Source organism: Photobacterium leiognathi (genome assembly GCF_030685535.1).
GTDB lineage: Bacteria > Pseudomonadota > Gammaproteobacteria > Enterobacterales > Vibrionaceae > Photobacterium > Photobacterium leiognathi.
Genome location: NZ_CP131599.1, coordinates 845,093 through 870,770 on the forward strand (window position 1 = coordinate 845,093; position 25,678 = coordinate 870,770).

The 25,678-nt window shown below is 38.9% G+C and carries 24 protein-coding genes; 6 read left to right on the forward strand and 18 right to left on the reverse strand.

The genetic code is table 11. The features are described 5' to 3' along the window. Positions 1–36 precede the first annotated feature (36 nt). The 4 genes from Q7674_RS03950 to Q7674_RS03965 are packed head-to-tail and all read left to right on the forward strand — an operon-like array spanning position 37 to position 6,141. Entirely contained in the window at positions 37–1,500 is a 1,464-nt protein-coding gene (locus Q7674_RS03950) for a site-specific integrase (RefSeq protein ID WP_237156708.1), read from the forward strand. Continuing rightward, positions 1,487–3,118 (forward strand): site-specific integrase, encoded by a 1,632-nt coding sequence (locus Q7674_RS03955; RefSeq protein WP_244149326.1) that lies wholly within the window; start codon positions 1,487–1,489, stop codon positions 3,116–3,118. Before Q7674_RS03950 ends, Q7674_RS03955 begins: the two co-directional genes overlap by 14 nt. Positions 3,119–3,128: 10 nt before the next feature. Beyond that, positions 3,129–5,672 carry a hypothetical protein gene (locus tag Q7674_RS03960; RefSeq protein ID WP_045062435.1) on the forward strand — a complete coding sequence of 848 codons (2,544 nt, stop codon included), beginning with the start codon at positions 3,129–3,131 and terminating at the stop codon, positions 5,670–5,672. After that, positions 5,665–6,141 carry a hypothetical protein gene (locus Q7674_RS03965; RefSeq protein WP_237156707.1) on the forward strand — a complete coding sequence of 159 codons (477 nt, stop codon included), beginning with the start codon at positions 5,665–5,667 and terminating at the stop codon, positions 6,139–6,141. Before Q7674_RS03960 ends, Q7674_RS03965 begins: the two co-directional genes overlap by 8 nt. 206 nt (positions 6,142–6,347) lie before the next feature. Here the strand turns inward: Q7674_RS03965 and Q7674_RS03970 are convergent, their stop codons facing one another. The 7 genes from Q7674_RS03970 to Q7674_RS04000 form a co-directional block, all read right to left on the reverse strand. Beyond that, positions 6,348–7,172: a hypothetical protein gene (locus tag Q7674_RS03970; protein ID WP_045062432.1), complete on the reverse strand. Its 825-nt coding sequence runs from the start codon at positions 7,170–7,172 to the stop codon at positions 6,348–6,350. A 149-nt stretch (positions 7,173–7,321) separates the two neighbouring features. After that, the gene (locus Q7674_RS03975) at positions 7,322–8,026 is read right to left on the reverse strand and encodes a hypothetical protein (protein WP_045062431.1); all 705 of its coding nucleotides are present in this window, start codon (positions 8,024–8,026) and stop codon (positions 7,322–7,324) included. Between the two features lie 152 nt (positions 8,027–8,178). After that, entirely contained in the window at positions 8,179–9,135 is a 957-nt protein-coding gene (locus Q7674_RS03980; protein WP_045062430.1) for a HEPN domain-containing protein, read from the reverse strand. A 112-nt stretch (positions 9,136–9,247) separates the two neighbouring features. Further along, the gene (locus tag Q7674_RS03985) at positions 9,248–9,985 is read right to left on the reverse strand and encodes a DUF4062 domain-containing protein (RefSeq protein ID WP_045062429.1); all 738 of its coding nucleotides are present in this window, start codon (positions 9,983–9,985) and stop codon (positions 9,248–9,250) included. A 111-nt stretch (positions 9,986–10,096) separates the two neighbouring features. Beyond that, positions 10,097–10,780, reverse strand: a complete 684-nt coding sequence (locus Q7674_RS03990) for a hypothetical protein (RefSeq protein WP_045062427.1) — start codon at positions 10,778–10,780, stop codon at positions 10,097–10,099. 607 nt (positions 10,781–11,387) lie between these two features. Further along, a complete protein-coding gene (locus tag Q7674_RS03995; protein ID WP_107229552.1) occupies positions 11,388–12,782 on the reverse strand; it encodes a DEAD/DEAH box helicase in 1,395 nt (464 codons plus the stop codon). Further along, positions 12,776–13,303, reverse strand: coding sequence for a VspR family transcription factor (locus Q7674_RS04000; protein WP_107229551.1), 528 nt, complete (start codon positions 13,301–13,303; stop codon positions 12,776–12,778). The genes Q7674_RS03995 and Q7674_RS04000 overlap by 7 nt, the downstream gene beginning before the upstream one ends. A gap of 101 nt (positions 13,304–13,404) precedes the next feature. Here Q7674_RS04000 and Q7674_RS04005 point away from each other — a divergent pair, with 101 nt between their 5' ends. After that, a complete protein-coding gene (locus Q7674_RS04005; protein ID WP_045062422.1) occupies positions 13,405–13,713 on the forward strand; it encodes a helix-turn-helix domain-containing protein in 309 nt (102 codons plus the stop codon). A 321-nt stretch (positions 13,714–14,034) separates the two neighbouring features. On the opposite strand, the gene Q7674_RS04010 is transcribed toward Q7674_RS04005, so the two are convergent. From Q7674_RS04010 to Q7674_RS04030, 5 genes are all read right to left on the reverse strand, one after another. Beyond that, positions 14,035–14,985 carry a DUF2971 domain-containing protein gene (locus tag Q7674_RS04010; protein ID WP_045062421.1) on the reverse strand — a complete coding sequence of 317 codons (951 nt, stop codon included), beginning with the start codon at positions 14,983–14,985 and terminating at the stop codon, positions 14,035–14,037. A gap of 37 nt (positions 14,986–15,022) precedes the next feature. Then, entirely contained in the window at positions 15,023–15,955 is a 933-nt protein-coding gene (locus Q7674_RS04015) for a hypothetical protein (RefSeq protein WP_045062419.1), read from the reverse strand. 119 nt (positions 15,956–16,074) lie between these two features. Next, the gene (locus Q7674_RS04020) at positions 16,075–17,442 is read right to left on the reverse strand and encodes a hypothetical protein (protein ID WP_045062418.1); all 1,368 of its coding nucleotides are present in this window, start codon (positions 17,440–17,442) and stop codon (positions 16,075–16,077) included. 184 nt (positions 17,443–17,626) lie between these two features. Next, entirely contained in the window at positions 17,627–18,217 is a 591-nt protein-coding gene (locus Q7674_RS04025) for a hypothetical protein (RefSeq protein WP_045062416.1), read from the reverse strand. A 574-nt stretch (positions 18,218–18,791) separates the two neighbouring features. Next, complete coding sequence (locus tag Q7674_RS04030) at positions 18,792–18,944, reverse strand: hypothetical protein (RefSeq protein ID WP_155395143.1); 153 nt, start codon at positions 18,942–18,944, stop codon at positions 18,792–18,794. Positions 18,945–19,128: 184 nt separating this feature from the next. Between Q7674_RS04030 and Q7674_RS04035 the strand changes: the two genes are divergently transcribed. After that, positions 19,129–19,944 (forward strand): hypothetical protein, encoded by an 816-nt coding sequence (locus Q7674_RS04035; protein ID WP_107229550.1) that lies wholly within the window; start codon positions 19,129–19,131, stop codon positions 19,942–19,944. On the opposite strand, the gene Q7674_RS21945 is transcribed toward Q7674_RS04035, so the two are convergent. The 6 genes from Q7674_RS21945 to Q7674_RS04060 form a co-directional block, all read right to left on the reverse strand. Then, the gene (locus tag Q7674_RS21945) at positions 19,875–20,072 is read right to left on the reverse strand and encodes an adhesion domain-containing protein (protein WP_501037463.1); all 198 of its coding nucleotides are present in this window, start codon (positions 20,070–20,072) and stop codon (positions 19,875–19,877) included. The genes Q7674_RS04035 and Q7674_RS21945 overlap by 70 nt on opposite strands. 172 nt (positions 20,073–20,244) lie before the next feature. Then, positions 20,245–20,415, reverse strand: a complete 171-nt coding sequence (locus Q7674_RS04040; RefSeq protein WP_155395142.1) for a hypothetical protein — start codon at positions 20,413–20,415, stop codon at positions 20,245–20,247. Between the two features lie 90 nt (positions 20,416–20,505). Then, a complete protein-coding gene (locus tag Q7674_RS04045) occupies positions 20,506–20,736 on the reverse strand; it encodes a hypothetical protein (RefSeq protein WP_045062412.1) in 231 nt (76 codons plus the stop codon). Between the two features lie 87 nt (positions 20,737–20,823). After that, positions 20,824–22,182, reverse strand: a complete 1,359-nt coding sequence (locus tag Q7674_RS04050) for an Ig-like domain-containing protein (RefSeq protein ID WP_305421779.1) — start codon at positions 22,180–22,182, stop codon at positions 20,824–20,826. Continuing rightward, a complete protein-coding gene (locus Q7674_RS04055; protein WP_237156706.1) occupies positions 22,179–22,856 on the reverse strand; it encodes an outer membrane beta-barrel protein in 678 nt (225 codons plus the stop codon). Before Q7674_RS04055 ends, Q7674_RS04050 begins: the two co-directional genes overlap by 4 nt. A 1,758-nt stretch (positions 22,857–24,614) precedes the next feature. Then, positions 24,615–25,502: a C40 family peptidase gene (locus Q7674_RS04060; RefSeq protein WP_107229548.1), complete on the reverse strand. Its 888-nt coding sequence runs from the start codon at positions 25,500–25,502 to the stop codon at positions 24,615–24,617. Positions 25,503–25,678: the final 176 nt, after the last annotated feature.

Below are 25,678 nucleotides of genomic sequence, written 5' to 3' on the forward strand. Positions count from 1 at the left end.
TTACATCTCAAAAGAAATGGTCAATGGACTCATGTCATGGTTGATAATGAGACCACCTTGCCTTCGATGTTTCTCTCAATCTATGGGTTAAACGAGCTATCCAAGAGAGCTCTGGGAACCCAAGAAAATGCTATGGTGTCGTTGCGTTTTTTTTATGTGTACTACTACAAGAAGCACAAGCGAACTTTCGATTTTGACTTCTATCGCAGCAAGTATGACGTTTCCCGCTTCATAGATGAGCTTGATGGTTTCTTTTACTACCTACTTGGCAAGCAACATCTTAACAATGAGTCAGACATACTTGGTCTCGGGTTCTTTGGCACTGTCATTTCCAAACACAACAAGATCACTTATGGCGGCCACATTCGCGCAGTTGGGCGATTCTTCAAATATCTCAACCTAAGGTATATGAACGTCAGGTTTCAGGATTTGTCACCTGCTGACGCCCACGATATACACAAAAACAACGATAAGGCGCTTTCTGCTAAGATCAAGTCATTCAGTGATTTGGAGGTGTCGAGTAATGAGCCAGCCAATCGATATAAAAGCATCACTGATTTGCAAAATATAGAATTGAACAACATGCTCATACCCTCTACTCCAGAGTTTACCGATGTGGATACAGGGGAAGTTTATGAGGCGGTCATCAATCCACAAAACCCATTTAATGATGGGTTTGAGCAATATCGTAACTACTTAATACACAGGCTAATGTACACCTATGGGCTTCGCGTGGCTGAGTGCTTATTGCTGACGAAGGATTCTATTGGGCCAACGTTACCAGATGCTCGGGGGGATGTGCATTACATCCTTATTGTTCAGAACCTTCCTGACGATATCGAAGATCCAAGGAAGCGTCCACCTTCGTTAAAGACGGCGAACTCTTACCGCCATATCGAGCTGGATGTGGATGATTACAGCCTATTGACGATTTATATCGAAAGTTATCGTGATTCACTTTTTGAAGAAAAAGAAATGGATGACCACGACGTCTTATTTATTAAGAGTACGGGTAAGTTGACTCCGTTAACTTACGATGCCGTTAGGACTTTTTACAAGAACAAAATCGATCCTTCTTTTATCGTACTTCACCCCTACTACCGAAGTGAGAAGAAGCGCAATATTGATTCCATGGTCATGCTTACCCCTCATGTGGGTCGTCATACTTGGGCATATATGACTTTAGAATACATCTATAACGATTTGCTGAAGGAGGAGCTAAGGCTATCTAAAGATTATGGTATCACTTCGAGGATGAAGGGACTCCTTGATGCAGCCGCTGATCAGCTTAGGGTATTAGGTGGGTGGTCTGAAACTAGTACGATGCCTATACGATATGCCAGACGATTCATCGAAATTGTTGCGAATCGTAGCAACCTAGGCAGAACAAAACAATCCAATCAGTATGTGGCTGTCCCTGAAGCGATAACCAATACGAATAATGACAACACTTATACATTCGACGTGTTAGATGATGAGGGCTTTGATGAATTCTTATAATGTTCAGATGCAAGGAAGCACACAAACAGAACAGCTGAGCCCGCTTCTCACTCCCGAGCAGAAGGCTTGGGTTAACTCCACTATCCTACCTACACAGGTATTCCTGAAAGGTGCTACTGAATTCGATGACCAATGGCTTAACCTTAAAGGCGATTGGCGTTTCCGCTTTTCAGGCGCTAACAGGAGTATCCCATTTGTTAATGGCAAACATTTTAATAGCTTGAAACCAGAGATTTTAAAACTCGTTAAGTTGGTGTCCGTTGAGTATATAAAAGAGAACTCTGCCTCTGTTGTTGATGATGCTGCAAGATACATTGCTATCACTTTTTCTCAAGTTGATGCCATCACACGTGAAAGTTTACTTTCGAAATTGCGCTCGATAGTTGCCAACCCTGAAAGAAATCACAGTGATATCTCGCAGTTTTATTTCACCCTATTTTGCCTAAGAGTACTCGATCGTAAGGATTTCTTCGAGAGTTCTGATGAAAAGGCAGACTTGGAAGAATTATTACTTGAGGTGCCACGTCCAAGGAATGGTAATTGGGGTGTCTATCAAAACCTAGATAATGTGATACCTAGTGAGGTCTGCCACATGATTGAAAGTGGTATCCAACGCTGGGCGTCAAAATTAACGCCTCAATTGAAAACTAAGGAGGAAAAAATTGCACATTTACATACAATTAAGGAGATGATTAACCTAGATAAGCTAAGTGATTGTGTGATAACAGGCATTGTTTACTATGTTGGAATGCGCCCTGTCCAGTTAGGTAAAACGGCATGTGGAGACATTGTTGTTGATACTCAAAATGAGAATGGCAACCGCTTCTCAATCCTTGTTCCATATGCAAAGAAATCAAAACTCACCATTGACCGTATTCGTGTGGCAATCCCTGACGAACTTGGGAAGTTAATTTTACTTTATAAGCGCCTGAAGGGACTGAGTGATGAAGATTCCTTGCTTCCAAAGAAAAGTACTTCAATCAAGCCAGTGAATGATGCGATCAAGCGTATGCTACTACTATTCTCACCAGATGAAATCAAAAAAGCAGTAGCTGAAGAAGATTACGAGCTACCTTCATACACAGCAAGCCTTTTCCGCCATAACGTTGGTCACTCGATGGCTATGAATGGCGCTAGTGCTACTGAGATTGCCTACATTCTAGGTCAGTCTTCACTTGTTGTTGCCGAACGCTATGTTGCTGCCACTCCAGATATAGCAGATATTCGTGAGCAAGCCTTAGGCCGCAATCCTGTATTTAAAAATATGCTTATTTTAATGATGACAGGTGACGTGGTTCATAGTTCAGAGTGGAAAGGTCGCAAGGTTGCTTGCACCATTGGTGAACGACTTCACTGCCACATGGGTGGATGTAGTTACGAAGAGTCTGCCTGCCCTTTCTCTCAGGGGCGTGCTTGTTATGGCTGTTTATATTTCAGACCATTCTCTGATGGTCACCATGAAGCAGTCCTCAGCTCCTTCAATGATGAGATAGATTCAATCCGAAATGTTGCTGACGACACTAATACGAAAAATCACCCTTTGCTTGTTGAGCTTACCCGTTGTAAACAGAATGTGATGCGGGTAATTGCTCGCATTCAAATCATCGAGGAAAAATAGGAACAACAAGATGCTTGAACAAAGGAATAATCTGACAGCCTACATAGAAAAGTTCCGTGAAAAATTTGACGCTCGATTAACTGAGTATAATGCTACTGGAAAAATGGAATGGGATGCACCCTATTGGTACTTCGGTGAAAAAGGCGTTGCGTGGCTCAAAGAAACTAAACACCATGGCTTTAACTTTTCCCTTATTTCCAAGAAATACCAAGGACTAACAGAGCTGGCGATTTCAAATGAGTATCAATCGTTTATGCGTGCCTATCACATGCAGGTAGTCTGTTCTACGGATGGACTTCCTTCAGGTTCGAAATTAAATAAAGACTTGCAAGTCATGAAGCGTTGGTATTTCGAGATGGTCGAGATAACTGGGCAAACACATCCGATGTACCTCACTGCTGAGATCATTTATGCAGCAATGGATCGGCATAAAGAGAATTCAAAAAGCCCTCCCAATGTTAGTGACTATTGTGATGTTGCTGTAACTATTATTAAAAACATTCGCAGATACAACCTGACCATAGTGAATATTGAAGTTGCTAACAGATACCCTTGTCGCAATCAGAGTAACGGTACGAAGCAGAGGCGTAAAGCAGTAGATGCAAGCCCAGAGCACACAAACGATGAAAAGTTGATTTCTATACGTGCATTCATGTGTGTAATTGAACTGATAATGCTTGCTGAAAAAGATTCGGAACGTATATTTTACAATATGCTCCTACTAGGTATTATCTGTGGATTCCGATTTCAAGAGTTATTACTCCTGACAGAAGACTCCCTCGTTAAACGGGACATTACCGATAAGGATAAGCGGAAGCACGCTATTGACAATGGTTGGCCTTCATATCGTTTAGGTATTGAGTATCTTGGTGCCAAACAAGCAGGCTGGCGTATCCATTGGCTGGCACCAAGTTCATACCCTGTTGTTGAAGCTATCTTCGACAATGTGAAGGCGCTTACAGCTGAAAGCCGTAAGATGCTTAAAGGTTACAGAGCGTCGGCCTTTACAGATTTTCTGCCTGATGAAATCAAGGAGCTACCAGATGAATTGATAGAGTGTCGTGATTTGGTTGGCCTAATGTTTACTGGTACTGGTGGTGTCCGTAAAGCAGTAAGCAAAAGCATTATCAACTCGATTAAGAAGTTCTCAGGACATGAGCCAAAGGTAATCCCTGTTAACAACCAATTGAAGAATAACTACTTCACCAAAGGTCAACTAAATGACTATGTATACCAAAGATATGCAGCCATCAAGAACTTTGAAACGGGTCACCAGTGTGTAATCTCTGCTAAAAACGGTGGTGATTGGGAGCACTTCAATTACGAAGATTTGCTATTTATTGCCCCTAAAGGGAGCTTCTTTATCGATTTTGATTTGGTATCTTTGAGGCACCCTGTGCCGTTAGATGAGAAGTCTGTTGAGGCATGGCTGGGTGGCGCAAAGAACCGAAAGTCTATCTTTGATTCTTACGACTTACATGAGGATGATGGCTCTAGGATTGAGCTCAAGAAGCATGTTCCTCGTCACAACATCAATACATTCCTTGCTATTGCGGGTGTAACAGATCATATCCAAGCAATTTTAATGGGACGTGTTGATATCACGCAGAATAAGCATTATCAACACCAAGAAGAGTCTCAGGAGTACCGGACTGCTGCTCTAGCTGTGACAGCTCTTGAAAAAACAGTGGAAGAGAACAAGAAAGCCCTGTCCAAAGATGACCAGCTATCCCTGTTTGATTCTGAGGGTGAGCCAACACCGCCTCTCCCACAAAAATCTCTGGTGCCAAAGGAGCAAACGGCTGTAAGTCGTCGTATGGCAGCCATGGCTAAAGCGGCAGATAACCGCCCTCGTTCAGGGGTTGATGCCGTTAAAAAGAGTGCAGCTATGATGGTTGATCCAAAGCTAAGCATGGAGCTCAATATGAAGCAAAACATGCAGACCTATGGTGAGACTCCAGCAGAAGTTGCCCACTTTGTTAAGGGAGCTATGTCTGACAATTTTGTACCTGACATTAAAAAAGCCCATGACAAATTAATCGAACAAAAACAAGCTGCTGCGGCAAAAGCCCTGCTAGAACGCCATGCAAAGTTACATCCTCTCGATTTTGGTAGTTGTACAAGGGATGTTGCTCGCTGGGGCTGCCCGCATGCCATGAAATGTCAAACAGGTTTACCTTGTGGCTACTTCTCCCTGACAAGCCGTATGGGCGAAGAAGTCGAGATTTCACGGAGCTTAGTAGCCAAGAAGAAAGACATCGTTGTGCTTCGGAAGCTGCATGAAGAAGACCCCTCTTTCGAGCTTGCATTAAAAGAACAGGAAGAAGCCCTGATTGTTTTGGAGGCATTTGAGAGTAAGGCCATTGACTCGCTTAAGCCCAAAAAACTTGTATCACTTCTTTCCGAAGACAAAGACAACCCATTGGCTCGAATCATCGAACGCGCAAATGAACAAACCGTGATTGGTAAAAAGCCAAAAACCCTTGCCGACATGTTCTTCATTGAGCAAAAACGGATGGAGAGAGATGCGAATAAGGAAGCCCAAGATGCCTAAAGTACGCAATAAAGATGACAAAGTAATTCAAGGCAAAGAGCTTGATAACTACATCATGAGTGAGCTTCTTGCCATGGAACGTGAGGGGCTTGAAAAAGCCCCTATCCAAGCCTCAACGTTACATGCTCGCTTGAAGGCCAAAGGTATCATTAATGGCAAGCTAAGCACTTTAAGTACTCCTACTCGAAAGAAAATGATCGAGGAAGCCAAGCAGCGTCAGCACAGCAACAATGAACTATCAGATGTTGAACTGGCAATGCTGGCTCAAGGCCGGACAGGTGCAGCCTATATCAGCAAAGCTGAGCGCCTAGAGAAAGAGCTGAATAGTTTTAAAGCTAAATATGACAGGAACATCTTTGCTGTTATGGACATCATCGCTCAGATTGATGCAGTAAGCCCATTTAATGTTGAAGACTTACTTGCAAAAGACTTAATCCGCGAGCTATCCGCCAAGAAAAGGCATAAGTAATAAGCAAGAAGGTAAGGATAAGTCTATAAAATAAAGACAACCATCTTTTGATGTATTAAAGAAAAAGAGTCAGCGCATGATAACGCTGACTCAAAAATGGACAAAACTTTGTTTGATAGCTAGCTCTATTTGGGCTGGTAGGTATTAGAAAAAGTATGGATAGGTGTCGGCTTCGCGACACATATCCTTATTTGTTATAAATCTGTTCAGACACTCTCTCTAAGTAGCATTGCTTCCCACTTTTTTTCACGTTCATCTAACTCGACCTCATCAAGCCCGTTCTCCCAAAAGCCTTTGCGATACTGAGCATTTTTTAAATGACTTTTAAGTTTCACTATTCTGATGAGGGACATCGAGCCATTAACTTTTCGTGTTTCCTCACCCAATCTATTATTTATTTTGTTAGCTGTATGGACTTTAGCTATAGCTGCTTTTTTTATGTCAGTAGGGCATATATCACCAAGACGAACGCCTTCTGCCCATAAGAGATCAATCAATATCAAGCAGCGTCGTCTTATTCCGTCATGATAAACCAACCAATCTTGCACTTCCCTCCTAATTCCTCTATGCGCTCTGCTCTCCATTGGGTCATGATTTTGAGGGTAGTAAACATCGAGAAGTACTCTTAGTGGACGACCTTGTCGCAGTAACTCACTGCCAAATATCGGATATACATCTTTGATGTCTAAGTGCCCTTGAAGAATACGTATACAGATATCACTAAATATATTAGATACTCCTCGCACTGACTCTAGTGCCCATACTGTAGGCGCACTTAAAGAATAATCCCCTTTTAATTGCTCTAATTCTGTAAGTTGAACTTGGTCTGCGACTTGATAATAGTCCTTTTCTCCTCGTCCAATATACACAGTTCTCGCCCATTGTTTTTTTAAGCCCCACCACCTGTTTCTATAATCCTGAAGTAAAGCAAGTTGATTTTGATGCTTTTGGCTAAACAGCATTCTAATCTGAGCAATACCTACTAAAACAAGCAGTGCAGTCAAAAAAGACATCGTTAATTCATTACTCATATTTAATTACACCCAATGTTGAGTAGGATTTATAACGCCCAATTAAGGTGTGAGGCACGCAATACCAATGCCACCGCATACCGCTGTAATCACTAAAACCAACGCATGGTAAAAATGCCACGCGTGCCGAATCACTCTTAAATTGTTTGTTATATGTCTTTGCCCATTACAGATTGGATCAAGGCATCCATTCGCTTTATCGTTTTTTGTATGACACGCTGAGTGCCTTCCTTAGTTGTGTACTGAATTTCGTCTGGATAGATGTCTTGCTCGACTAATTGTCGATAATAATCATCTCTCTTTTCTTCTTCAATTCCAGCCTGCTCACACAACTCGTCAAATGGACTGGCAGCTCCAGTAAGTGCAATAATTTCAGAACCTTTTAGTGGAGAGCTTAAAATGACCTCTCCTTGCGTTGCTTTGAAGTTATTTAAAGCATCACTGTGCTCACCCAGCCTTTCAGTGTAATTTTGTACCGCAAGAGTAAACTGCTCACACTTCCATAACTCGCAAATATTTACGATTACCTCTTCCGAGGTTGGTGAATGCTCAAAAATAGCACCACTTACTGCATTTGCTTTGTATACCCCTTTAAACCGTTCAGCATATCGCTTATCTATAGTCCAACTTGTAACACCTTCGTCTTTTTCATCGACCATTATAATTTCATATAGCTCACCTTTGTGAAGAAAGCGTTTCCTATAACAAGGAGTAGACACTGACTTGTACTTCTTAGGCAGATGTTCGGTTGTAGATTTAAGTTCTATTTCTAATTCCGCTTTTTTAGATTGGTCTTCATTCCAACCTTTTTGCCAAGCTCCTAAAGCTTTCAAAAAATCATCTGTAAACGTCATTCTGACTCCTCTATTTCATTGACATATAACGCCCAATTAAGGTGTGAGCCACGCGACCACGACACTCATTTTGGACACCGTAAACACTAAACTAGACCCAAACCAAAAATGCTAAGCGTGGGGAATCACTCTTAAATTGTTTGTTATAAGTACTAATTCACCATAAACAGTTTCTTTTTAAAAAACTGCTCGAAAGGCTCTTTTTTACCATCAAACAATGCCATAAGCTCACTATCGCTAAGGATAATATTTAGTGTTACTCGTAAGTAGTTATCGCACTTTTGGCTCAAGCTAGACAAAGATTGCTCTTTATTAGTCTTTAAACTATCTCCATGAGTAACCTTTGAGCGTATTACATAAAATGACTTTAGATCATCAAAAACTTCAACAGGGTTAAAGCCAAAGTCTTTTAGAAAAAAAGCAACGCGCTCAGAAAGTTTATGAGTTAACTCAGAATTATCAGTCGAAAACAGACTCTCGAAAGCACTACAATAATGAGCTAATTTGACTGCTGGATGTCTTTCACGTGCAGCTGCTTCAATGAACCTCATACTTCGCCCGATACGTGAGAAATTAGTGTTGGTAAATGAGTCCTTGAATGTAGACTTAGTGTTACATAGATAAGATTGAATTTGATGACTTTTTTCATCCCATTGCTTCAGTTCTTCGATGGTCATTTCAGTATTCTGAAACGAGACTCCCGAGCTCACGTAAGTAGGAGCAGTCAAATTATTTCTAGTCCATGAGCTATGATTTGAGTCCGTTAACTTACAAAAAGCAGCCTCACAAACAACCGCGTTATCTTTTAAAAACCATAGATCATTTAAAAGCATTTTTAGCCAAACTAACCAGACATACAGTGCTTGGTGACTATCTTCACCTTTATTGAAAATTGTCTCGTCAATTTCACAATAAATGATATTGGCAGCATTTTTAAAGTGCTCATATTCGATTATCCCAGCGACTTCTTTAAATTCACTGTCGATAATGTTCGATATGAGTTTTTTATTGTTTGTAATATCAATTCCCGGCACCAAAGTTACCCATTCTTCTACCGGTTCAGAAATCGAAAGGTAACGAAGTGTAGATATAAATTTATACTTTTTCATTAACGACAAACTCTCATGTACTTATAACGCCGCATTAAGGTGTGAGCGACGCTTGGCTATACTTGAGCGAAGCGAAAATGCCAAGCGTTGCGAATCACTCTTAAATGCTTTGTTATGCTTTATTTCTACCCATCAAAGACGCCAGCCCTGTTAGAGAGTTAGTATTACCTGTTGGCTCTTTAAGGTTACCCAACCCCAATGAAAGGAAGTTTGGCTGGGATTCTGTAGCTTTAGCAGGCTGCCCTAAGCTCGTTTGAGATTTTAACCTAGTAAGTTCACTCTCCAGTTCTACTATTTTTGAATTCAACTCTGATTTTTCAGAGGTTAGCTTTTTTACACCTGATCGGTAGATGCTAATGAGAGATTTATCTAGCTTATCAGCTAACTCTTCTGGAGATGAGTAATATGCTGGATTGTGGCGACTAGACACGACACTTTTAAAGCGTTCAAATAGCTTCCTTTTCTTGGCATACTCTTTATCACTTTTATCGTCATGATATATAGGGTCAGAGCTAATTCCTGATTTGAAATAAGCGATAACTGGCTTACCCATTTTAATGGCATTGTTGTATTCCCAAAACGTAATACTTAACGTCGAGCTACCCGTCATACTTGGCAAAATTGATCCGTATCTGTCGCCAATAATGAGAATTACAAAGTCGCTTTCTCGTATGCCAGTTAAGATTTCTTTTTTAGATGTTTGGCTAGATGCTGGTTGGATATCCAAAGCATTAACATTCAACCCTCTATCAGCAAGTACGCTTGCAACTTGTGCTCTATCAGACTTCAAATCAACAAATGTTGAACTTATAAAAGCTGAAGGATGAGATGTGTGCATATTTATTTTCATTATTTTTAATACTCCGAAATCTATCTTAAAGCATAACGCCGCGTTAAGTAGTGAGCAACGCGACCACCTACCTAAATCATTACACCTTAAACACCAAAACTTGACTTGAACTTAGAATGCCGAGCGTTGCGAATCTGTCTTAAACGCTTTGTTATGTGTTTGTTTTCGCATAGTACAAAACTCTTTCTTTATATTGTCACAAACGGTTGATAAGGATTGTTCGGCAGAAACCGAATACGCTACTATTTTTGCACTTTGCTGTTGATATGGAATTGAAGCTAGTAAGTTTTCCATTAATCCCTCGGTTAAATCGACGGTATTCGAGATATTTCCCACTTCTTCATCTGTACAGAACGTAGCCACCCACTCTAGGTCTGATTTTGACTGGGAAATTGAACGAAGCCATGCATATTTAAGCGGTTCATTATCATTTGCCAATTTTTCAATATCAGGGTGAACGATCGCACCATTCTCAATTCGAGCCACCCAAAGAGTTGATTCCTTATATGTTTCAAAGTTCCGAAGCAACTGATAGTAATTTTTTTCCAATTTAATTATTGCTTCGTATCTTTGGGAATGCGCAAACTGTTCTTTCCACGTACTTAAAGCACGGTAAGCAAAAAAAGCCGCTACAGCAGTTGCACCACCTCCGATTAGAGCACCAACACCCGCTGCTACATCAGTCCATTTTACACCAGTAAAATAGTCCCCTACAAAGGTACAACCTAGCAAAAAGCCAAAGCTTAAGTTGGTCAAAGTGAACATCGCAACTACCGCAGTTCCCGTTATTTTCAAACTTTGAACTCCCAATTAAAGAAAAACACATAACAGTATATTAATAAGCATTCTTACTTTCGCGCAAAAATACACGCATAAAAGACCTTTATCATACTAGATATAATCTATATATATCATGAAGTTGATAACAGTTTTTCACGCCTGACGCCAATGAGAGGATGTGAAAAGTAAGAATTGTATTTAATCAGTCTTATTAAATACAAACTGAAATATTAAATGATTTGATTTTCAATTAGTTATGATTTCACTTCTGTTTTTAACAAGAAATATTTCTTATTAAAAACAGAACTAAAGCGATAAAATCACCACGTTTCATTATAACTGTTCATATAAACAGTAAATAAAACTAATCCAAAACCACGTTAATAAAAAATGAATGAGTATTTGATCTAGCAAGTTTTGGGGCATTTCTGCTAAGAGGCTCGGGCTTGTTCAACTCTGAATAAAGCTGTCGGCTGCGCGACAGCTATTCTTATTTGCTAGCCATGGAAGCTAGCTCGTGTGATCACCAAGCGATTCTGTCGTATCTTAACTACCAAGCGACTATTTCGTTCATTTAGTTGCTCACAAGATTAAACAGCCTAGTAAACACTTTGTATTAAGATTAACTGCGATACTTTAATTTAGAAAAAGCAGCAATTACTCGCTCTCTATATTGCCCTAATTTGATACGTTCAGATTCTTGATAAATCATTTCGCTACTACTGTTAGAACTATTTGACACTTCGTCTTCCCAATCAATTAAAAGTGAAGAAAAGCCACTATCTGTAGTAGTACTACTTTCAGTTGCTTTTACTTTCGTGTTACTAATGATGTCTTCGACAGGCTGCTCAACATCGATATACAAACAAGACTCTGGTATATCTTGCTCTATACGTTCAGCAAACTCGACCAAATTACTTTCAGCAAATGTATAAAGCCATGCATCTTGATTAACGCTATTAGTTACACGCAAAATACGCCCCAAGACCTGTCTAAAATATAACTCAGTTTTAACCGCACTTAAGTGACAACAAACTTGAAGTCTTGGTATATCAGTACCTTCACTAATCATTCCCACACTGACTATCCATTGTGTTTTATCATTTCTAAAACGTTGAATTTCTTCCATTGGAGATTGATGGTGATAAGTAACGATAGAAACAGTTTGCTTAAGTTCAACATCTAACAACTTTTGTATCCATTTAGCGTGTGATACTGAAGCTGCAACAATCAGCCCTGCTGCATTCGGTGTTCTTTTTCTAATCTCGCAGAGCTTTATACAAGCCGACTTTAATATATAGATAACAGCAGCCTGATTATGGATAATCGATTGATATGAAGCTTTTGTATGTTGAAGTAAGTCAGCAATTGATGAAAATGAGTGACTAGATTCATCTTTAATCGATAAACCTTCATTATCAACCAATACAATCTTAGGCCGACGACAGACATTATCTTTAACAGCTTGATTTAACGTGTATTGATAATCACAGACAAGCATTCCTTCAGGATCAGAATATTCCGCCATTGCTATGGGTAAACGATCAGAGCGCCAAGGCGTACCTGATAGCGCTAATGTATATTTAGCTAGTCGCTGTACTTTACATACGACTTGCTCTCCCCATGAATTACTTTTCCCATCCTCATCAAACGAACAATGATGGATTTCATCAAACACGACAAAAATTCGATATTTCTTTAACGTTTCCCAAAAGGAATCATCAAGATATTTGATGCTTTGGTATGTGTATGATGCTCCTAAAGTTCCTAACCTGCCACTAAACGTGCATGATAAATAAGATGAAAATGTCGCTTTAATTCCCTCAGCGACTGCAGAAGAAGGCGAAAAACAGAGTACTAAGTCTATTTCATCATTATCCAATAATGATTTGGCGACATCTGCAGCCATAATGGTCTTTCCAGCACCTGGCGTCGCTTGGCAAAAGAAGTGTGAATGTCCATTTATATATTTATCTAACGCTTTATTAGCACATTCCGACTGCCACAACCTCAGCATAGGGACACCTTACTATTTTTTACCTGCAAACGATTTGTTAACGCATTTACTTTGCCCAAAAGTTTAGCGGAGCGTTCTTTAGCAGCATCAAAAAGCGGAGTCAATATTTCCTCATCATTGGGGAAACGATTAAGTAATGATTGGTATTCTTCTACTTCGCCCAGTGTAATTGCGAGCTCAGCCTCGTACTCCTTTTTCTCTTGAACTAGGATTTCAATAATGTTGCCAACACAACTTGTTGATCTTACTTTTTCATCACGTTTTGGCGCAAAAGATTGAGATCGAAATTTATCTGTTATTGAGTAGCGTTTATCTCTTCTTTTTCCTAAAGATGTTAGCCATCCATTTTTTTCAAACGATAGAAGTTGTCTATACACATATTGTCTCGCATCTTCTTTATCAGTAAACGACACATCCAGACTAAGTAGCGCATCTCTAAGCTCTATCACCGAAAAATCATCCATCTTATTTTCAATCAATAGGTTAAACATATGAGTATTTATTTTGATGATTGTATTCATGTGTAAATTTAGACCAATAAAAACTTAGGATTGCTAAGTATACAAAAATCGGTAAAACTTAGACAATCTAAGTTATCTATAGGTCTTAAAGAAATGTCTAAGTGGAATACAACAACCCCATTCCAGCGAGGCTTAAAGCAGCGCGTAAAAAAGCAAAAATCACCCAAAAGGATTTAGGGGTGAAGATTGGTATGGAAGAAAGCTCAGCAAGTGGACGAATGAATCATTATGAAAAAGGGCGTCATGTGCCAGATATTGGTACTTTGAAGCGTATGGCTGAAGAGCTAGGTGTTCCGCTGCAATATTTCTTCTGTGAGAATGAATTAAGTGCGGAGCTTGTGTGTGCAATTGAAAAACTAAGCGATGAAGATAAAGCTTCGTTACTTGAAAATTTGCTTTCCTCTAATTAAAGAAATCTTTTATCTTCTCTAAAACGATGTAATTAACTATCTGTTTCAAAGTACGATATTCAACACTTAGTACATTAATCGCGACACATTCCCTTGGTAATTACGATACGACAGAATCGCTTGGTGATCACACTGTCGTTCAGGGCGTGGAAGAACGCCCATGGACAAAGCTTCTTAGACCGTTTGTTCTATTTAGGCTTTTAGGTATTAGGAAAAGTAAGGGTTTGACATTACTCTTGATGATATTTACTTATATAAGGTGGCTTGGGCTTGTCCAACACTTCGGATAGGTGTCGGCTGCGCGACACATATCCTTATTTTTTATATTTCAATAAACTCCAAACTATAATAGTCATCATTTTTTTTTGCCTTCCAAACATCTAGATAACCGACAGAGTTTGCATACCCATCTAAAACATCTTGTTTTTGAAGGTTTGAATTTAATCCAATAAGACAGTTATTGATGCTGCTAGCACTCAATTTCATTAGAAAAATTGAACTAGGATCCGTACTAAGTTTTGCCAAATTGATAGCTACAGCAATACGCTGGTACTCATCATCAAACTGCCATAAATCGATGATGCACCGCCCCGTAGATTGATCTATGGATACATTAGGATTGGTAGATAGTAAGTTGCGAATTGTTACATTCTCAATATTTTCGATAGAGTTGATAATAACTCTATCTGCTTGCTCAAGCCTCAGTACGACCCGATGTTCTTGCTCGTAAATCCACTCGTCACTTTTTTGCATGAACACCTCATACAAAATTCTATCTGCACCTTCTACGTATATGTTTGAGTAATCATTATCAAATTTATCATTTCTATAGCGCAAACCTTTTCGGTATGAGACAGGCTTCGCTACACCATCAAACGGAGAGAACTCATCTCCGAAAGATGTATTTATCAAAGTACACGCTCTGAAAAGATTATGGAAAATTGAAAAATCGCGATGCTGAGCGATACCCGCAATAAGTCCTTTATGCTCGTTGGCATAGTGAGCCCACATCAACAAATTCTCTTTGTTTTCTGAGAAGCTAATTATGCCAATATGATTCATTTTAATTTGAACGTAGTCAGAAAAACTGACTTCACCCAACTCAGTGTCAAACTCATACGATTCATCGAAGTGTGATGACAATTCATCAAGACTTGTTTTGCAAAAAGAAGCTTCAAAAGGATCGTTCAGAGCGACAATCTGAGAAAGCCGAATAAATCCATCGACGAAGAGATCTCTTGGCTCAGGTAAATACTTAAATAATTGTTTCATGGAAATCTCAATAGGAAATATAACGCCCTGTTATAAACTAGCACTCGATGAAGTGATCTTTGTTATCTATGTACATCTCTATATTCTCAAATACCCATTGCGTCTTTGAGTTCTCATTGCGACCACTACGTTTTCTTTCACGAGGCTTCCAGCGTCCGAAAAATATATATTCTTTTGAAGAATCTATGTACTTAAGCAATGAACTATTTTTTAAAATAATTTGTGGAATTGGCTTTTTAATTACTCCATTTTTATCAGGTTCCACAAATGGAGAATTTAGCTCCACTACATGAAAAGGGAACTTCTCATTCGTTGGTTTTCTAAGTTCATGAATATGCCCAGAAATGGCAAGAGGCATAGTGTATTCACCAACTTTATAGTGCTTTACAAAGTTATGAAGGTTCTCATGATCAAAGTAGAAACGTTCCCAACTAACTTTCTTGCCCCGATAGTTAAGCGTTACTAAACTTTTCAGCTCTTTGTTATCTTCACATAGTGCTCTCAACTGAAGTATTTGCTTCAATGTTTTCAGATAGTTGGTTAGTTTACCTTTGTTGGAGTATTTCTTATCAGACTCTCCCGAAGAACCCCAAGTCTTTCCTTTGTTTTCTATCTCAGGTTTAGACATCTCCCAAAGTGCTTTAAGAAGAATATGAAGTCGAAATTCATATTTTGATTTCTCAATTGCGGAAAAGACAGCAGAGTCAGATGATTTTGCTATGATGTTGAGCTGACCACCAATGTTATACTTACATTTTGCGCTATGTTCTTCATTTCTTTTTAATCGAAAACATGGAGCTATTTCTACAGTTTTAGTGGCGTATTTTCGATCATGCCTTTTCACAAATGATAACTGTGCACTACAACTAGGAGATGCACAAAATAGAGCCCCATAGGGCTTATTTTCATAATCAGTTGCAGCTACACGATTGCCAGATCCCAGCCTAGCTTCAGGGATCTTACTTCCCATCGAAAATCTCCTCTTGTTTATAACGCTTTGCTAAGCGGCAATAAAATAGCTGGCTAAAATTAGCGAGGAACGAGCAAAAGCCAGCTGTTTTTTGTCCGTTTAAGCAACTTGTTAAGTGGCTATTCTTCTTCCACTTTTTCTGATTGTGCAGTGGTAGTTTCAACTTTTTGTTTTGGTTTCTTAGGTTTACTTTTTAAAGCGGCTTTATTTGCAAATTTTCCAGCTTCTTTAGCTAAAGATGGAAACGTAGCCATAGCATTTTTAAAAGACTCAGAGTCAACAAACTCATGCCATGGACTATTATAATCTTTACCTTCAATTAATCGGAGAGGCATTTCATCTAAACGATCCAGGGTTGAGTTGAATAACCTTTCTTCTGTTTCTGGTTCAAAACGCTCAGCAAACTTTTTAAAACCAGTGAATGATTTAGCCACAGTAGCTTTATAAGAATAATCTTCTGATAACTTAAATCTCTGGTTAATTTGCTGAGTTGAAATCCATGCTAGCCATAATGGCCCACCTATAGAGAAAACAGACATAACCGTGTGTAATATTGCTTGCCCCGCGGTAAGGTTATTATTTAAAGCTTGAGTAAATGCTTCTACTCTTTCAGAGCCAATCCACGCACCAGCGACTAAAGCAATTAACAATCCGAAAATCCATACCCAAATTGAATTTTTTAGTTCTTTTGCTTTTTGGTCGAACCCTGCGGAAAGACCTTGCGTTGTTGTTATTTGCAAAGCATTATCACATTGCTCAACTAATTTCTCAGCTTCTTCAGCTGAAGATGTTGCTTTGTCTTTTAACAACTCAACTTCTTCGCTAGATTTTTTAGCTTCATTTTTTAAAACTAATACTTCTTCTTTTAAAGTTGAAAGTTCTTTTTTAGTTGCATTGAGTTCGCTATTTGCAGCAGAAATTAAACTAGTTAGTTCTATTTTTGCTTCTTTTAAGCTTGCTAAATCAGTTGGTAAAGACTCAGCGGCTTCATGGGCTTCATTTATAACGGCTATTTTACCTTTGAGATCCTCACTTGATTCATCGATCTTATCTAAATTAGCATTCGCACTTCTCAGTCGAGCAGCTAAACCCCTTGGTAAAAGCTTTTTATCTTGGATATTTTCGTATGAGAACAATTCATAATCTATATCACTAAATATAACTTGGAGTGTAAGTAATATTACGGGAACGGAATGTATGAGATGCTGTTGATGATCAGTAAAATAAGTTTTTGAATTAGTATTTAAAAGGTCAATTTTTTCAATGTGGCTATTTATGGCTGTCGTAAATCCATCAGTGACTTTTTTATTACCATAAGATTTTAGTTTTGAAATTTGGTTTGCTATAACATATGAAACTTGTTGTTTATTTAGGTGTACTTGATTCCAGCCATGGACTTGAAAACCAGCTTCATTAATAGCAGCCCCATCAATAGTGGCTTGTAGAGATTCAAGTGACTTTATAAAAAGAGATAAATTTTCGTCCATTTGAACAGTTTCCTTTTCCGTAATGGTGAATTGATAACCAAGCTTGGCCTAGCCACCTAACGCCGCGTTAAGGGGTGAACAACGCGATCACCTAACCTAAACCATTGTGCAGTAAACACTAAAGCCGAATCAAACTGAAAATGCCAAGCGTTGAGAATCCCTCTTAAACGCTTTGTTAGTTTTCTTAGTATACAGACTGAGTCTTAGGAACTTCATAGCAGGGAGCACCAAAACAATTGGTGGTAACTTTTGAAGCAACAATTTGGTTCAAGTCGACAATATTATATATTTTGGCTTTCCAGCTTTCATCTAACTCCATTACTTGAACAAACACCACATAGTCAATATTGTTGGTCTTATACTTATGAGCATGATCGACGAGAATTTGCCCCTCTGGATCACCAAACCTAATTGTTTTAACTTCGATCTTTCGATTTACTCCAGCTTGTTTACATTCTAAATCTGCCAATTGATAATCAGGTTTCCCATCAAGAATCGAGATTCGTTCCTTTCCAGCAAGCCAAGACATATCAGTAAAATCTTGTAAACTATCCAATTCGTGATATACCGCTATTTCTCCAAGAATTCCTACCATTGAACTATCGACAGAATTATTGATTTGCCGACCATATTTGTTTTGATAGTAAGAAAAATCTATCTTTGCCAATTCTTGAGCCAGTTCGATATCGTTTGCAGAAAAAGTAAATGTTAAGCTTTCAAAATCAGACTCTTTCTTCGTTCGAATTTTCTTACGGATCTCTTCTATTTTAGTCATATTCACCTCTTGAAAACTAACAGTATATTAATAAGCATTCTTACTTTCGCGCAAAAATACACGCATAAAAAATCTTTATCATACTAGATATAATCTATATATATCATGAAGTTGATAACAATTTTTCACGCCTGACGCTCAATGAGAGGATGTGAAAAGTAAGAAATGTATTTAGTCAGTCTTATTAAATACAAACTGAAATATTAAATGGTATAATTTTCAATTGGTTATGATTTCACTTTCTGTTTTTAACAAGAAATATTTCTTATTAAAAACAGAACTAAAGCGATAAAATCACCACGTTTCATTATAACTGTTGATATACACAGTAAATAAAACTAATCCAAAATCACGTTAATGCGATATGAATGAGTATTTGCTCTGAATGATAATGGGGCAAAAGTGAGTTTCAAACTTTGTTGTCACACTTTTCTTTGTTAGCCATGTTGATACACCTTAAGTTTCGATCTTTAATGATCTCAGACAGCTTAGCGCTCTGAAAGTTAGCTATATAACTAACATTTGGTCAGGGTTCCTAGGCACCATGGAGAGTAGAGATACGCATTTTGCGTATTTAGGTTAGATGCTCATTGATTTGGTTGCGGATAACCCAGTGACCAACACCACGTAGCTCCACATTCTCAGTTACAACAGAGTGTGGAGTTTTTAGCGAGGCAAACTGAATTTCTTTGTGACTAATCTCACAAATTTGATTTATGAACTTCATGAACCTAAATTTCTTTTCTGTGCATTTTTTGTACTGTGATTCATGACTTCATGAACTAAAATGTGGTTAATGAATGCGTGCTCCCTGCCCCGTTTAACATAAAATCTAAAAAGTACAGTCACTTAGATGCATTTTATGTCACTCACTCACTCACGCACTTCACCGAAACCCAGAATAGTTAAATATGGATGAGTTTACGTCTTACACCAACTTACATATCTCAAGAAACGGACAGCTATCGCATGTCATGGTCGATGACGTGACCACCCTTCCGTCATTGTTTGTGACTATCTATGGACGGAATGAGCTGAGTAAGAAAAGTTTAGGTATTCAGGAAAACATTTACGCTTCATTGCGCTTCTTCTATGTCTATTACTTCAAAAAGCACAAGGTAACCTTCGATTACGCCTTCCATAAGGCTGGCTACGATATCTCGGAGTTCATCGATGAGTTTAATGGTTTCTTCAAGTACCTACTTGGTAAGCAGCACCTCAATAATCTAGAAGATATTGTCGGTCTGGACTTTCTCTACTCCGGGATCACCAAGTCAAACAAGGTTACCTATGGCAATCACATAAGGAATGTTAGCGGCTTCTTCCGGTATCTCAACATTCGTTACATGAACACGGCATATCAAGATCTAACGCCACATGAAGCTCACATCTTCAGCAAGGCAAATCGTGAAAAGCTAGAATACGTGATGAAAGATTTTAACAGCATAGAGGTGGCGCAGAACGCTCCTGTACACAGGTATAAGAGTATCTCGGAAAAGCAGAATGTTGAGCTGAATAATATGCTTATTCCCTCTACCCCTGCGTTCGCCGATACAGAGACTGGTGAATATTTCGAGGAAGTGGACAACCCTCAAAACCCATTCAAGGATGCATTCCAGCAGTATCGTAATTACCTTATTCACAGGCTGATGTTCGCCTATGGTTTGCGTGTCGGTGAGGTGCTGTTGGCATCTTTGGACTCTATTGGCGAGACGCAGGATGCGTAGTTCGTGTTGCTCGGATTGTTGCTGTTGACGATGCCATTGTTGAGGTTCACGTTGTAATAGTTAGAACCATCAGGAGTCGCCGACCAATAGTTGTTGTTCGTCGGCCAACCGCGCGCGTTTGCATTTATTGTTTAACTCGAAGTGTTGCCTTTCGACTCGCTTCCCTTGAATACCCATAAGGTCATAAATGCCGATAACATACCAGGGCCCACATGTTAACACCTTAACGTTAACATTCTCTGAGCACGACATTGTCGCTATGTTCCCTGTTGATTTTCCGAGAACCATCTTATTAAAACGTTATATCGCTTGCTTGACAGGAATCAACAACCAATCTGATGAAGAGCTTGAAGCTTTCGTCATCATCACTTTATTGACGATTGCTTCGGGTAAAAATAATCGAACATATCGACGATTTAACAGATCGTCATCACAAGGGGCACAAGATGATTTATCTTCAATATTGTCCATTTGAGCACGCTGCTCTTGCCTCCAAGACTCCCACTCAGAAAAATCGATGATTATTTCTAACTCAATAACAGCCTTTGTACCTATGTCAATTCAAGCTTGCTTTAATGATTCTATAGGAAGCCCACCATACAACACCTCTCTTCCATTCAATTTCTTAACCTTTTTCCTTAACACCTTCAATGTCGGTAATTGGTCCTGTTTAGATACCCACTGCTGCCAACCAAAGAGTGATTGCTCATAGAAACGTACAAACATCCCCTCTTTTATGCCAACAATACGTTGACTGCTTTCAACCAATGCTAATTTAGTTTCAATATTCACCTATCTTCCCCCTTTTAAAAAGTGCCAGATGCAACTCTGACACTTCAAAAATTAAAAATTAAAACGTTAAACTCTAAACGCTCAACTTTAAGGATTTGAGACGCAGGATACGTAAATTGCGAAATGGTCGGGAGGGCGGCTGGCGGTGCCGCTACTGGTACTGCGAAGGCTAACTAAGTAATAGTTAGAACCATCAGGAGTCGCCGACCAATAGGCGGGGCTGATAGACCAATCGCGCGCGTTAAATCCACCTGAATGTAATGCTGGTTTTAGCTCAAATAACTCGTCTTGTGTCGGTAAATGCCAGTTCGTCCGTCCGCCGAGACTAAGGGTGTTGTAGGTAGTACATAGTTCATTTGCGTTAGTCCAGTAGAATTTGTAGAAATCACCAGCTGGGCCGAAAGAATTGGAAGGATAAGTCACAATATCGTCTGTAGCACTTCCGCTAATGCTGTCTAGATAGGCCACTGATGGTGAATTGGTAAATAACTTACCGCTACCCGTATCAAAGATATCAATACATGCACCCGCCAAATCCGCACATACATTCACATCCACCATATTACTGGTTACACCATCTTTGGTAGCCGTGAGGGTCGTATTACCCTCCTCAACCGCAGACAATAAACCCGCTGATGACACGGTAGCAGTCGCCGTATCGATAGGAGTCCACGTCACTGAGTTAGACACGTCAGAGGACGTCGCATCACTGAATGTCGCTGTTGCAGTTAACTGCTGAGTCAGACCTTTTGCTACGTTGACCGAAGGCGTCACTTGAATCGATGTAATGACCGCTGCCGACACATTCACATCCACCATATTACTGGTTACACCATCTTTGGTAGCCGTGAGGGTCGTATTACCCACCTCAACCGCAGACAATAAACCTGCTGATGACACGGTAGCAGTCGCCGTATCGATAGGAGTCCACGTCACTGAGTTAGACACGTCAGAGGACGTCGCATCACTGAATGTCGCTGTTGCAGTTAACTGCTGAGTCTGACCTTTTGCTACGTTGACCGGTGAAGGCGTCACTTGAATCGATGTAATGACCGCTGCCGACACATTCACATCCACCGCATTACTCGTTACACCATCTTTGGTGGCTGTGAGGGTCGTATTACCCACGTTAGTCGCGGTAAATACGCCTGGAACATCAAAGCGTCCTACATCAGAGTTGCTTGTGTGCCAAGCACTCACGGTAAAATCCGTCAATGTGCGAGATGAACCATCAGAGTAGTGACCAACCGCTTCAAAGGGCTGCTTGTTACCTACCGCAAGCGTCAATCCACTAACACCTCGTGTTGTTATCGGTGAAGCGGTGATGTCTATACGTTCTAATTTTACGGTTGAATCGGAGAAAGCACCTTCTGAATTACAAACGGTTAATAGCATTAATAGTGGAAAAATCACGATTGCAAATAGTGATTTAAAATATTTATTCATAACAATCGATCTGTAGTTTTTGGTGAAAAGGCCTGTATTTGAGGAGGTACTTTTACAGTGGCAGTCTCTTTAACAGGAGTATCTTCAATAATAGAAGTTGGCGCTGTTTCGACTAACGCTGGTTGTGTTGTACTGCCAAATGTATAGGTTAAACTGACCAATAATCCATGGCTATCATACTTACCCGTGTTTGAATTACCAATACTGTCAATATATTGATAGCCCGTTGATAATCGGGCGTTAGGGTTAAAGTGATAGTTAATCCCTACCTCACCGAGAGGAGAAAAACCTGTTGCATCGCTCTCATTTGAAGACAGTTGCGTTTTTTCCATGTCCCAATAAGCAGCACCAATTCGACCGTATAAACTTAGGTCATCTTGTAGGTACCAATCGTAACGAAGAGCACTTTCAATCAACCAAGTTTTAACATTAACCGATGTGGCGTCCGCCTTTAGTTCATCGTGATATTGATAACCTAAATCCCAACTCCAAGAGGGAGCAAACTGTAACCCACCATAGAGACCTAAAATTGTGCCCTCTGGATTTGAATGGGAATAATTGTCGTCTAGGACCCATTGATAACCACCCTTTACCCCAACAAAAATTTGAGGGGATTCCGTCGCAGCCAGTATTGGAACGCTGAACAAACCTGTAAGCAATATTGCCTTTTTCATAATTCTCAGATAAGTATATAGATATATAGGTATATACCTATATAATACACCTGCGTGTTGTAAGGTAAATTTCATAAGCGTAACGAAATATTACTGGAAATTTAGGACTGTTTTTGTGGGCATATTTTAGCTATGTTTGGTATGCATCTATCCACAAACCAGATCTAAGTTTGTCAGGGCAACATATGACATCATTGATGCCTGATGGCACAGGTCGAACATCGTTGTAATTCTTCCGGTTGATCACCAATATGCTTTTCTTGAAGCTAATAACGTATCCATACACTATTCAGGTTGGTTTGCCTCTTTACTACGCATCTAATTGTCACAAACTTATACCATCAATGTTCACTAAAATTATTCAATTGATATCGTAGTAATACTTCTGGTCGATCACCAAGATGCTTATCTTGAAACGAACAGCGCCCATATTCAGATTGGTTTGTCACTTTGCAGCGTATCCGATTGTCACCAACTTATATCCCCAACACTCTACAAAGCAATAATTACATAACAATCAATTGCTTAAATTAATTGAATTCAACAGATATCGTTATTGCGTTTCCTAAGGTTCAGAAACGTTTTTGTCAATCAACCATAACAACGATATCATTGTTATGGTTGACTAATGAGTCACCTCATACGATCACCAAATGTAATTGGCTGTATATGTACCTCAAGCGATTCAAGGATGATAGAAGGGTTATTTCTTTGATGTTTCTAAGATACTCTTAATAAGTTACGGTTATTGTTAGCTATTCATTTACGTAATCAACAGGACATTGTGACCATTAAACAATTAGTACTTATTACTCCGGTACTAATACCAACTTTTAGTGTTGCCGATACTTACTACCAAGGTAATACAACTATTCAATCTTTCAGCAAGGCAAAGAAGCACATGCAGAGAGATATTGGTTCATATTCAAACCCATCTCAAAAATCAACGTACATTCTATTTATCAGACTAGGTTCACATGCACTCTGAATGTACTTAACAAATACCTAAACTCTCTCTTTTGAATTTAAGCTTATACTCATCAACTCTGCGAACGATGGATATCACTGTTTTATTATCTGAGTAAAATTCAAAAAGTATTCAACTCCCACATTGCATCATTTTTGCTATATTCAATTTAGATTATTATTAGGTTTATTGCAGATGAGCTTTCAATATCGCTATCATAAATAATAGATTCCTAATTTCCATCAGATAATGATGTGGCTTGGATTAATAGCGTCGATTTCATTGTGATTAATATCACAATTTAAAACATTAAAGTTCATGAACCTAGGTACCCATTTTTGTATATTTTTTATACGTAGATTAATGAACTCATGAACTAAAACAAGGTTCATGAATGTAGTTCGACTGCAATATTTAATATTAAGTTAATATATACAGTTACTTGTGTTTTTTTTACTCATAAACCTCACTAAAACCCAGAATAGTTAAATAGAATGTCTGGGGTAATAATGTTGTTTATAGTTGGAATTTAGTTGTCACACAATCCACACTACTTTACTGATTAAGCGTGCTTTTTAGTTTGTTACAGGGTCATTTAACAGTATTGCGGATTTACCATAAAATAGGTAATTACCATTAATAATTCTTGTTCTGCGAACGCTGTGCATTCTTTAACAAGGATTATCTGGAATTACCGAAAAGCAAAACGGCTTCAAGTTCTCTATCAGATCTTGAGGCTTTTAAAACATTCAGACAAATAAAAACGCAGCTACCATAGCTGCGTTTTATGTTTAAGCGGCGACTAAACGTCTAATTTGCCATAAACGTTTTCGCCAGTATGGATGGTTGATATTAGATATTGCCACACCACGAGAACTTGTAGCATTTACAAATCGTCCGTGATCTAAATAGATACCAACATGATGATGCGAACCCTCAGTTTTAAAGAAAACCAGATCACCATAATGGGCATTTTCTTTTTTAACTTTAAAACCTAGCTTAACTTGTTGCAGCGATGTTCTTGGTAAATGTATATGGAAAACTTCAGAGAAAACTCGCCTTACAAACGCAGAGCAATCTATACCTCGATGAGTTGTGCCACCATAGCGATACGGTGTGTGTGCCCAGCGTTCATAAGAATGCCAGATTTTAGACTTTATTCTGCTTGGTAGCCTGAAATGCATTAATGAAGACCACATCGAATGATGATGTCCGTAATGCCCTGCCGTTGTGAAGTAATCAACTGGAATCGTGTGTTTTCTTTTTACTATATGGTGATATTTATGAACACTTGAGCGTTTTTTTGTATGCAAATGATGCTGTACTTCATGCCTTTTCGTTTTGTGATGCTCATGTACAACAGCATGATGTGTACTATGTTCTGAATGGTGCTTAGGTGCACTTTTTAATTCATGTGTTGTTTTGTGGTAAATAGCTGACTTATGTTCTGTCTCACTTTTGTGGTGATGTTTGCTATGTAGTGTATGTGTTTGGGCTACATGATGTGTATGGTGCGATGTAGTTGAGTGTTCTTTTAGTGAATGGTGTTTTTTATCAAGATGAGAATGATGGTCGGTATAAGTATGCGCTGAAGCAGTAATCGGTAATGCAATTAAGGATAAAAGTAACGTTTTTTTTATTTTTGTTTTTAATGTGTTGTTTAGGCGATAAGAAGACATGAATGCTTCCACTATGTTTTTAATCGTCTATTAATATAGTCGCTTATTATTGCGAGATAATAAGGAACATATTGATTTTTGCCGATAGTGAATATTGTACTCTAAAGTCTATAGAAAACATTTCTATCGAAAAATAGGAATATAATATTACTAACTTTTTATTTTTGAAACATATC

Bases quoted from the DNA above. Each gene is read 5' to 3' on its own strand.
- Q7674_RS04015 (WP_045062419.1), bottom strand. From the start codon at position 15,955: ATGGGAAGTAAGATCCCTGAAGCTAGGCTGGGATCTGGCAATCGTGTA.
- Q7674_RS04040 (WP_155395142.1), bottom strand. From the start codon at position 20,415: ATGGACAATATTGAAGATAAATCATCTTGTGCCCCTTGTGATGACGAT.
- Q7674_RS04025 (WP_045062416.1), bottom strand. From the start codon at position 18,217: ATGACTAAAATAGAAGAGATCCGTAAGAAAATTCGAACGAAGAAAGAG.
- Q7674_RS03965 (WP_237156707.1), top strand. From the start codon at position 5,665: ATGCCTAAAGTACGCAATAAAGATGACAAAGTAATTCAAGGCAAAGAG.
- Q7674_RS03975 (WP_045062431.1), bottom strand. From the start codon at position 8,026: ATGACGTTTACAGATGATTTTTTGAAAGCTTTAGGAGCTTGGCAAAAA.
- Q7674_RS03980 (WP_045062430.1), bottom strand. From the start codon at position 9,135: ATGAAAAAGTATAAATTTATATCTACACTTCGTTACCTTTCGATTTCT.
- Q7674_RS04010 (WP_045062421.1), bottom strand. From the start codon at position 14,985: ATGAAACAATTATTTAAGTATTTACCTGAGCCAAGAGATCTCTTCGTC.
- Q7674_RS04000 (WP_107229551.1), bottom strand. From the start codon at position 13,303: ATGAATACAATCATCAAAATAAATACTCATATGTTTAACCTATTGATT.
- Q7674_RS04060 (WP_107229548.1), bottom strand. From the start codon at position 25,502: ATGTCTTCTTATCGCCTAAACAACACATTAAAAACAAAAATAAAAAAA.
- Q7674_RS03950 (WP_237156708.1), top strand. From the start codon at position 37: ATGGTTGATAATGAGACCACCTTGCCTTCGATGTTTCTCTCAATCTAT.
- Q7674_RS03985 (WP_045062429.1), bottom strand. From the start codon at position 9,985: ATGAAAATAAATATGCACACATCTCATCCTTCAGCTTTTATAAGTTCA.
- Q7674_RS03955 (WP_244149326.1), top strand. From the start codon at position 1,487: ATGAATTCTTATAATGTTCAGATGCAAGGAAGCACACAAACAGAACAG.
- Q7674_RS04035 (WP_107229550.1), top strand. From the start codon at position 19,129: ATGGATGAGTTTACGTCTTACACCAACTTACATATCTCAAGAAACGGA.
- Q7674_RS04055 (WP_237156706.1), bottom strand. From the start codon at position 22,856: ATGAAAAAGGCAATATTGCTTACAGGTTTGTTCAGCGTTCCAATACTG.
- Q7674_RS04020 (WP_045062418.1), bottom strand. From the start codon at position 17,442: ATGGACGAAAATTTATCTCTTTTTATAAAGTCACTTGAATCTCTACAA.
- Q7674_RS04030 (WP_155395143.1), bottom strand. From the start codon at position 18,944: ATGAAGTTCATAAATCAAATTTGTGAGATTAGTCACAAAGAAATTCAG.
- Q7674_RS03960 (WP_045062435.1), top strand. From the start codon at position 3,129: ATGCTTGAACAAAGGAATAATCTGACAGCCTACATAGAAAAGTTCCGT.
- Q7674_RS04050 (WP_305421779.1), bottom strand. From the start codon at position 22,182: ATGAATAAATATTTTAAATCACTATTTGCAATCGTGATTTTTCCACTA.
- Q7674_RS03970 (WP_045062432.1), bottom strand. From the start codon at position 7,172: ATGAGTAATGAATTAACGATGTCTTTTTTGACTGCACTGCTTGTTTTA.
- Q7674_RS03995 (WP_107229552.1), bottom strand. From the start codon at position 12,782: ATGCTGAGGTTGTGGCAGTCGGAATGTGCTAATAAAGCGTTAGATAAA.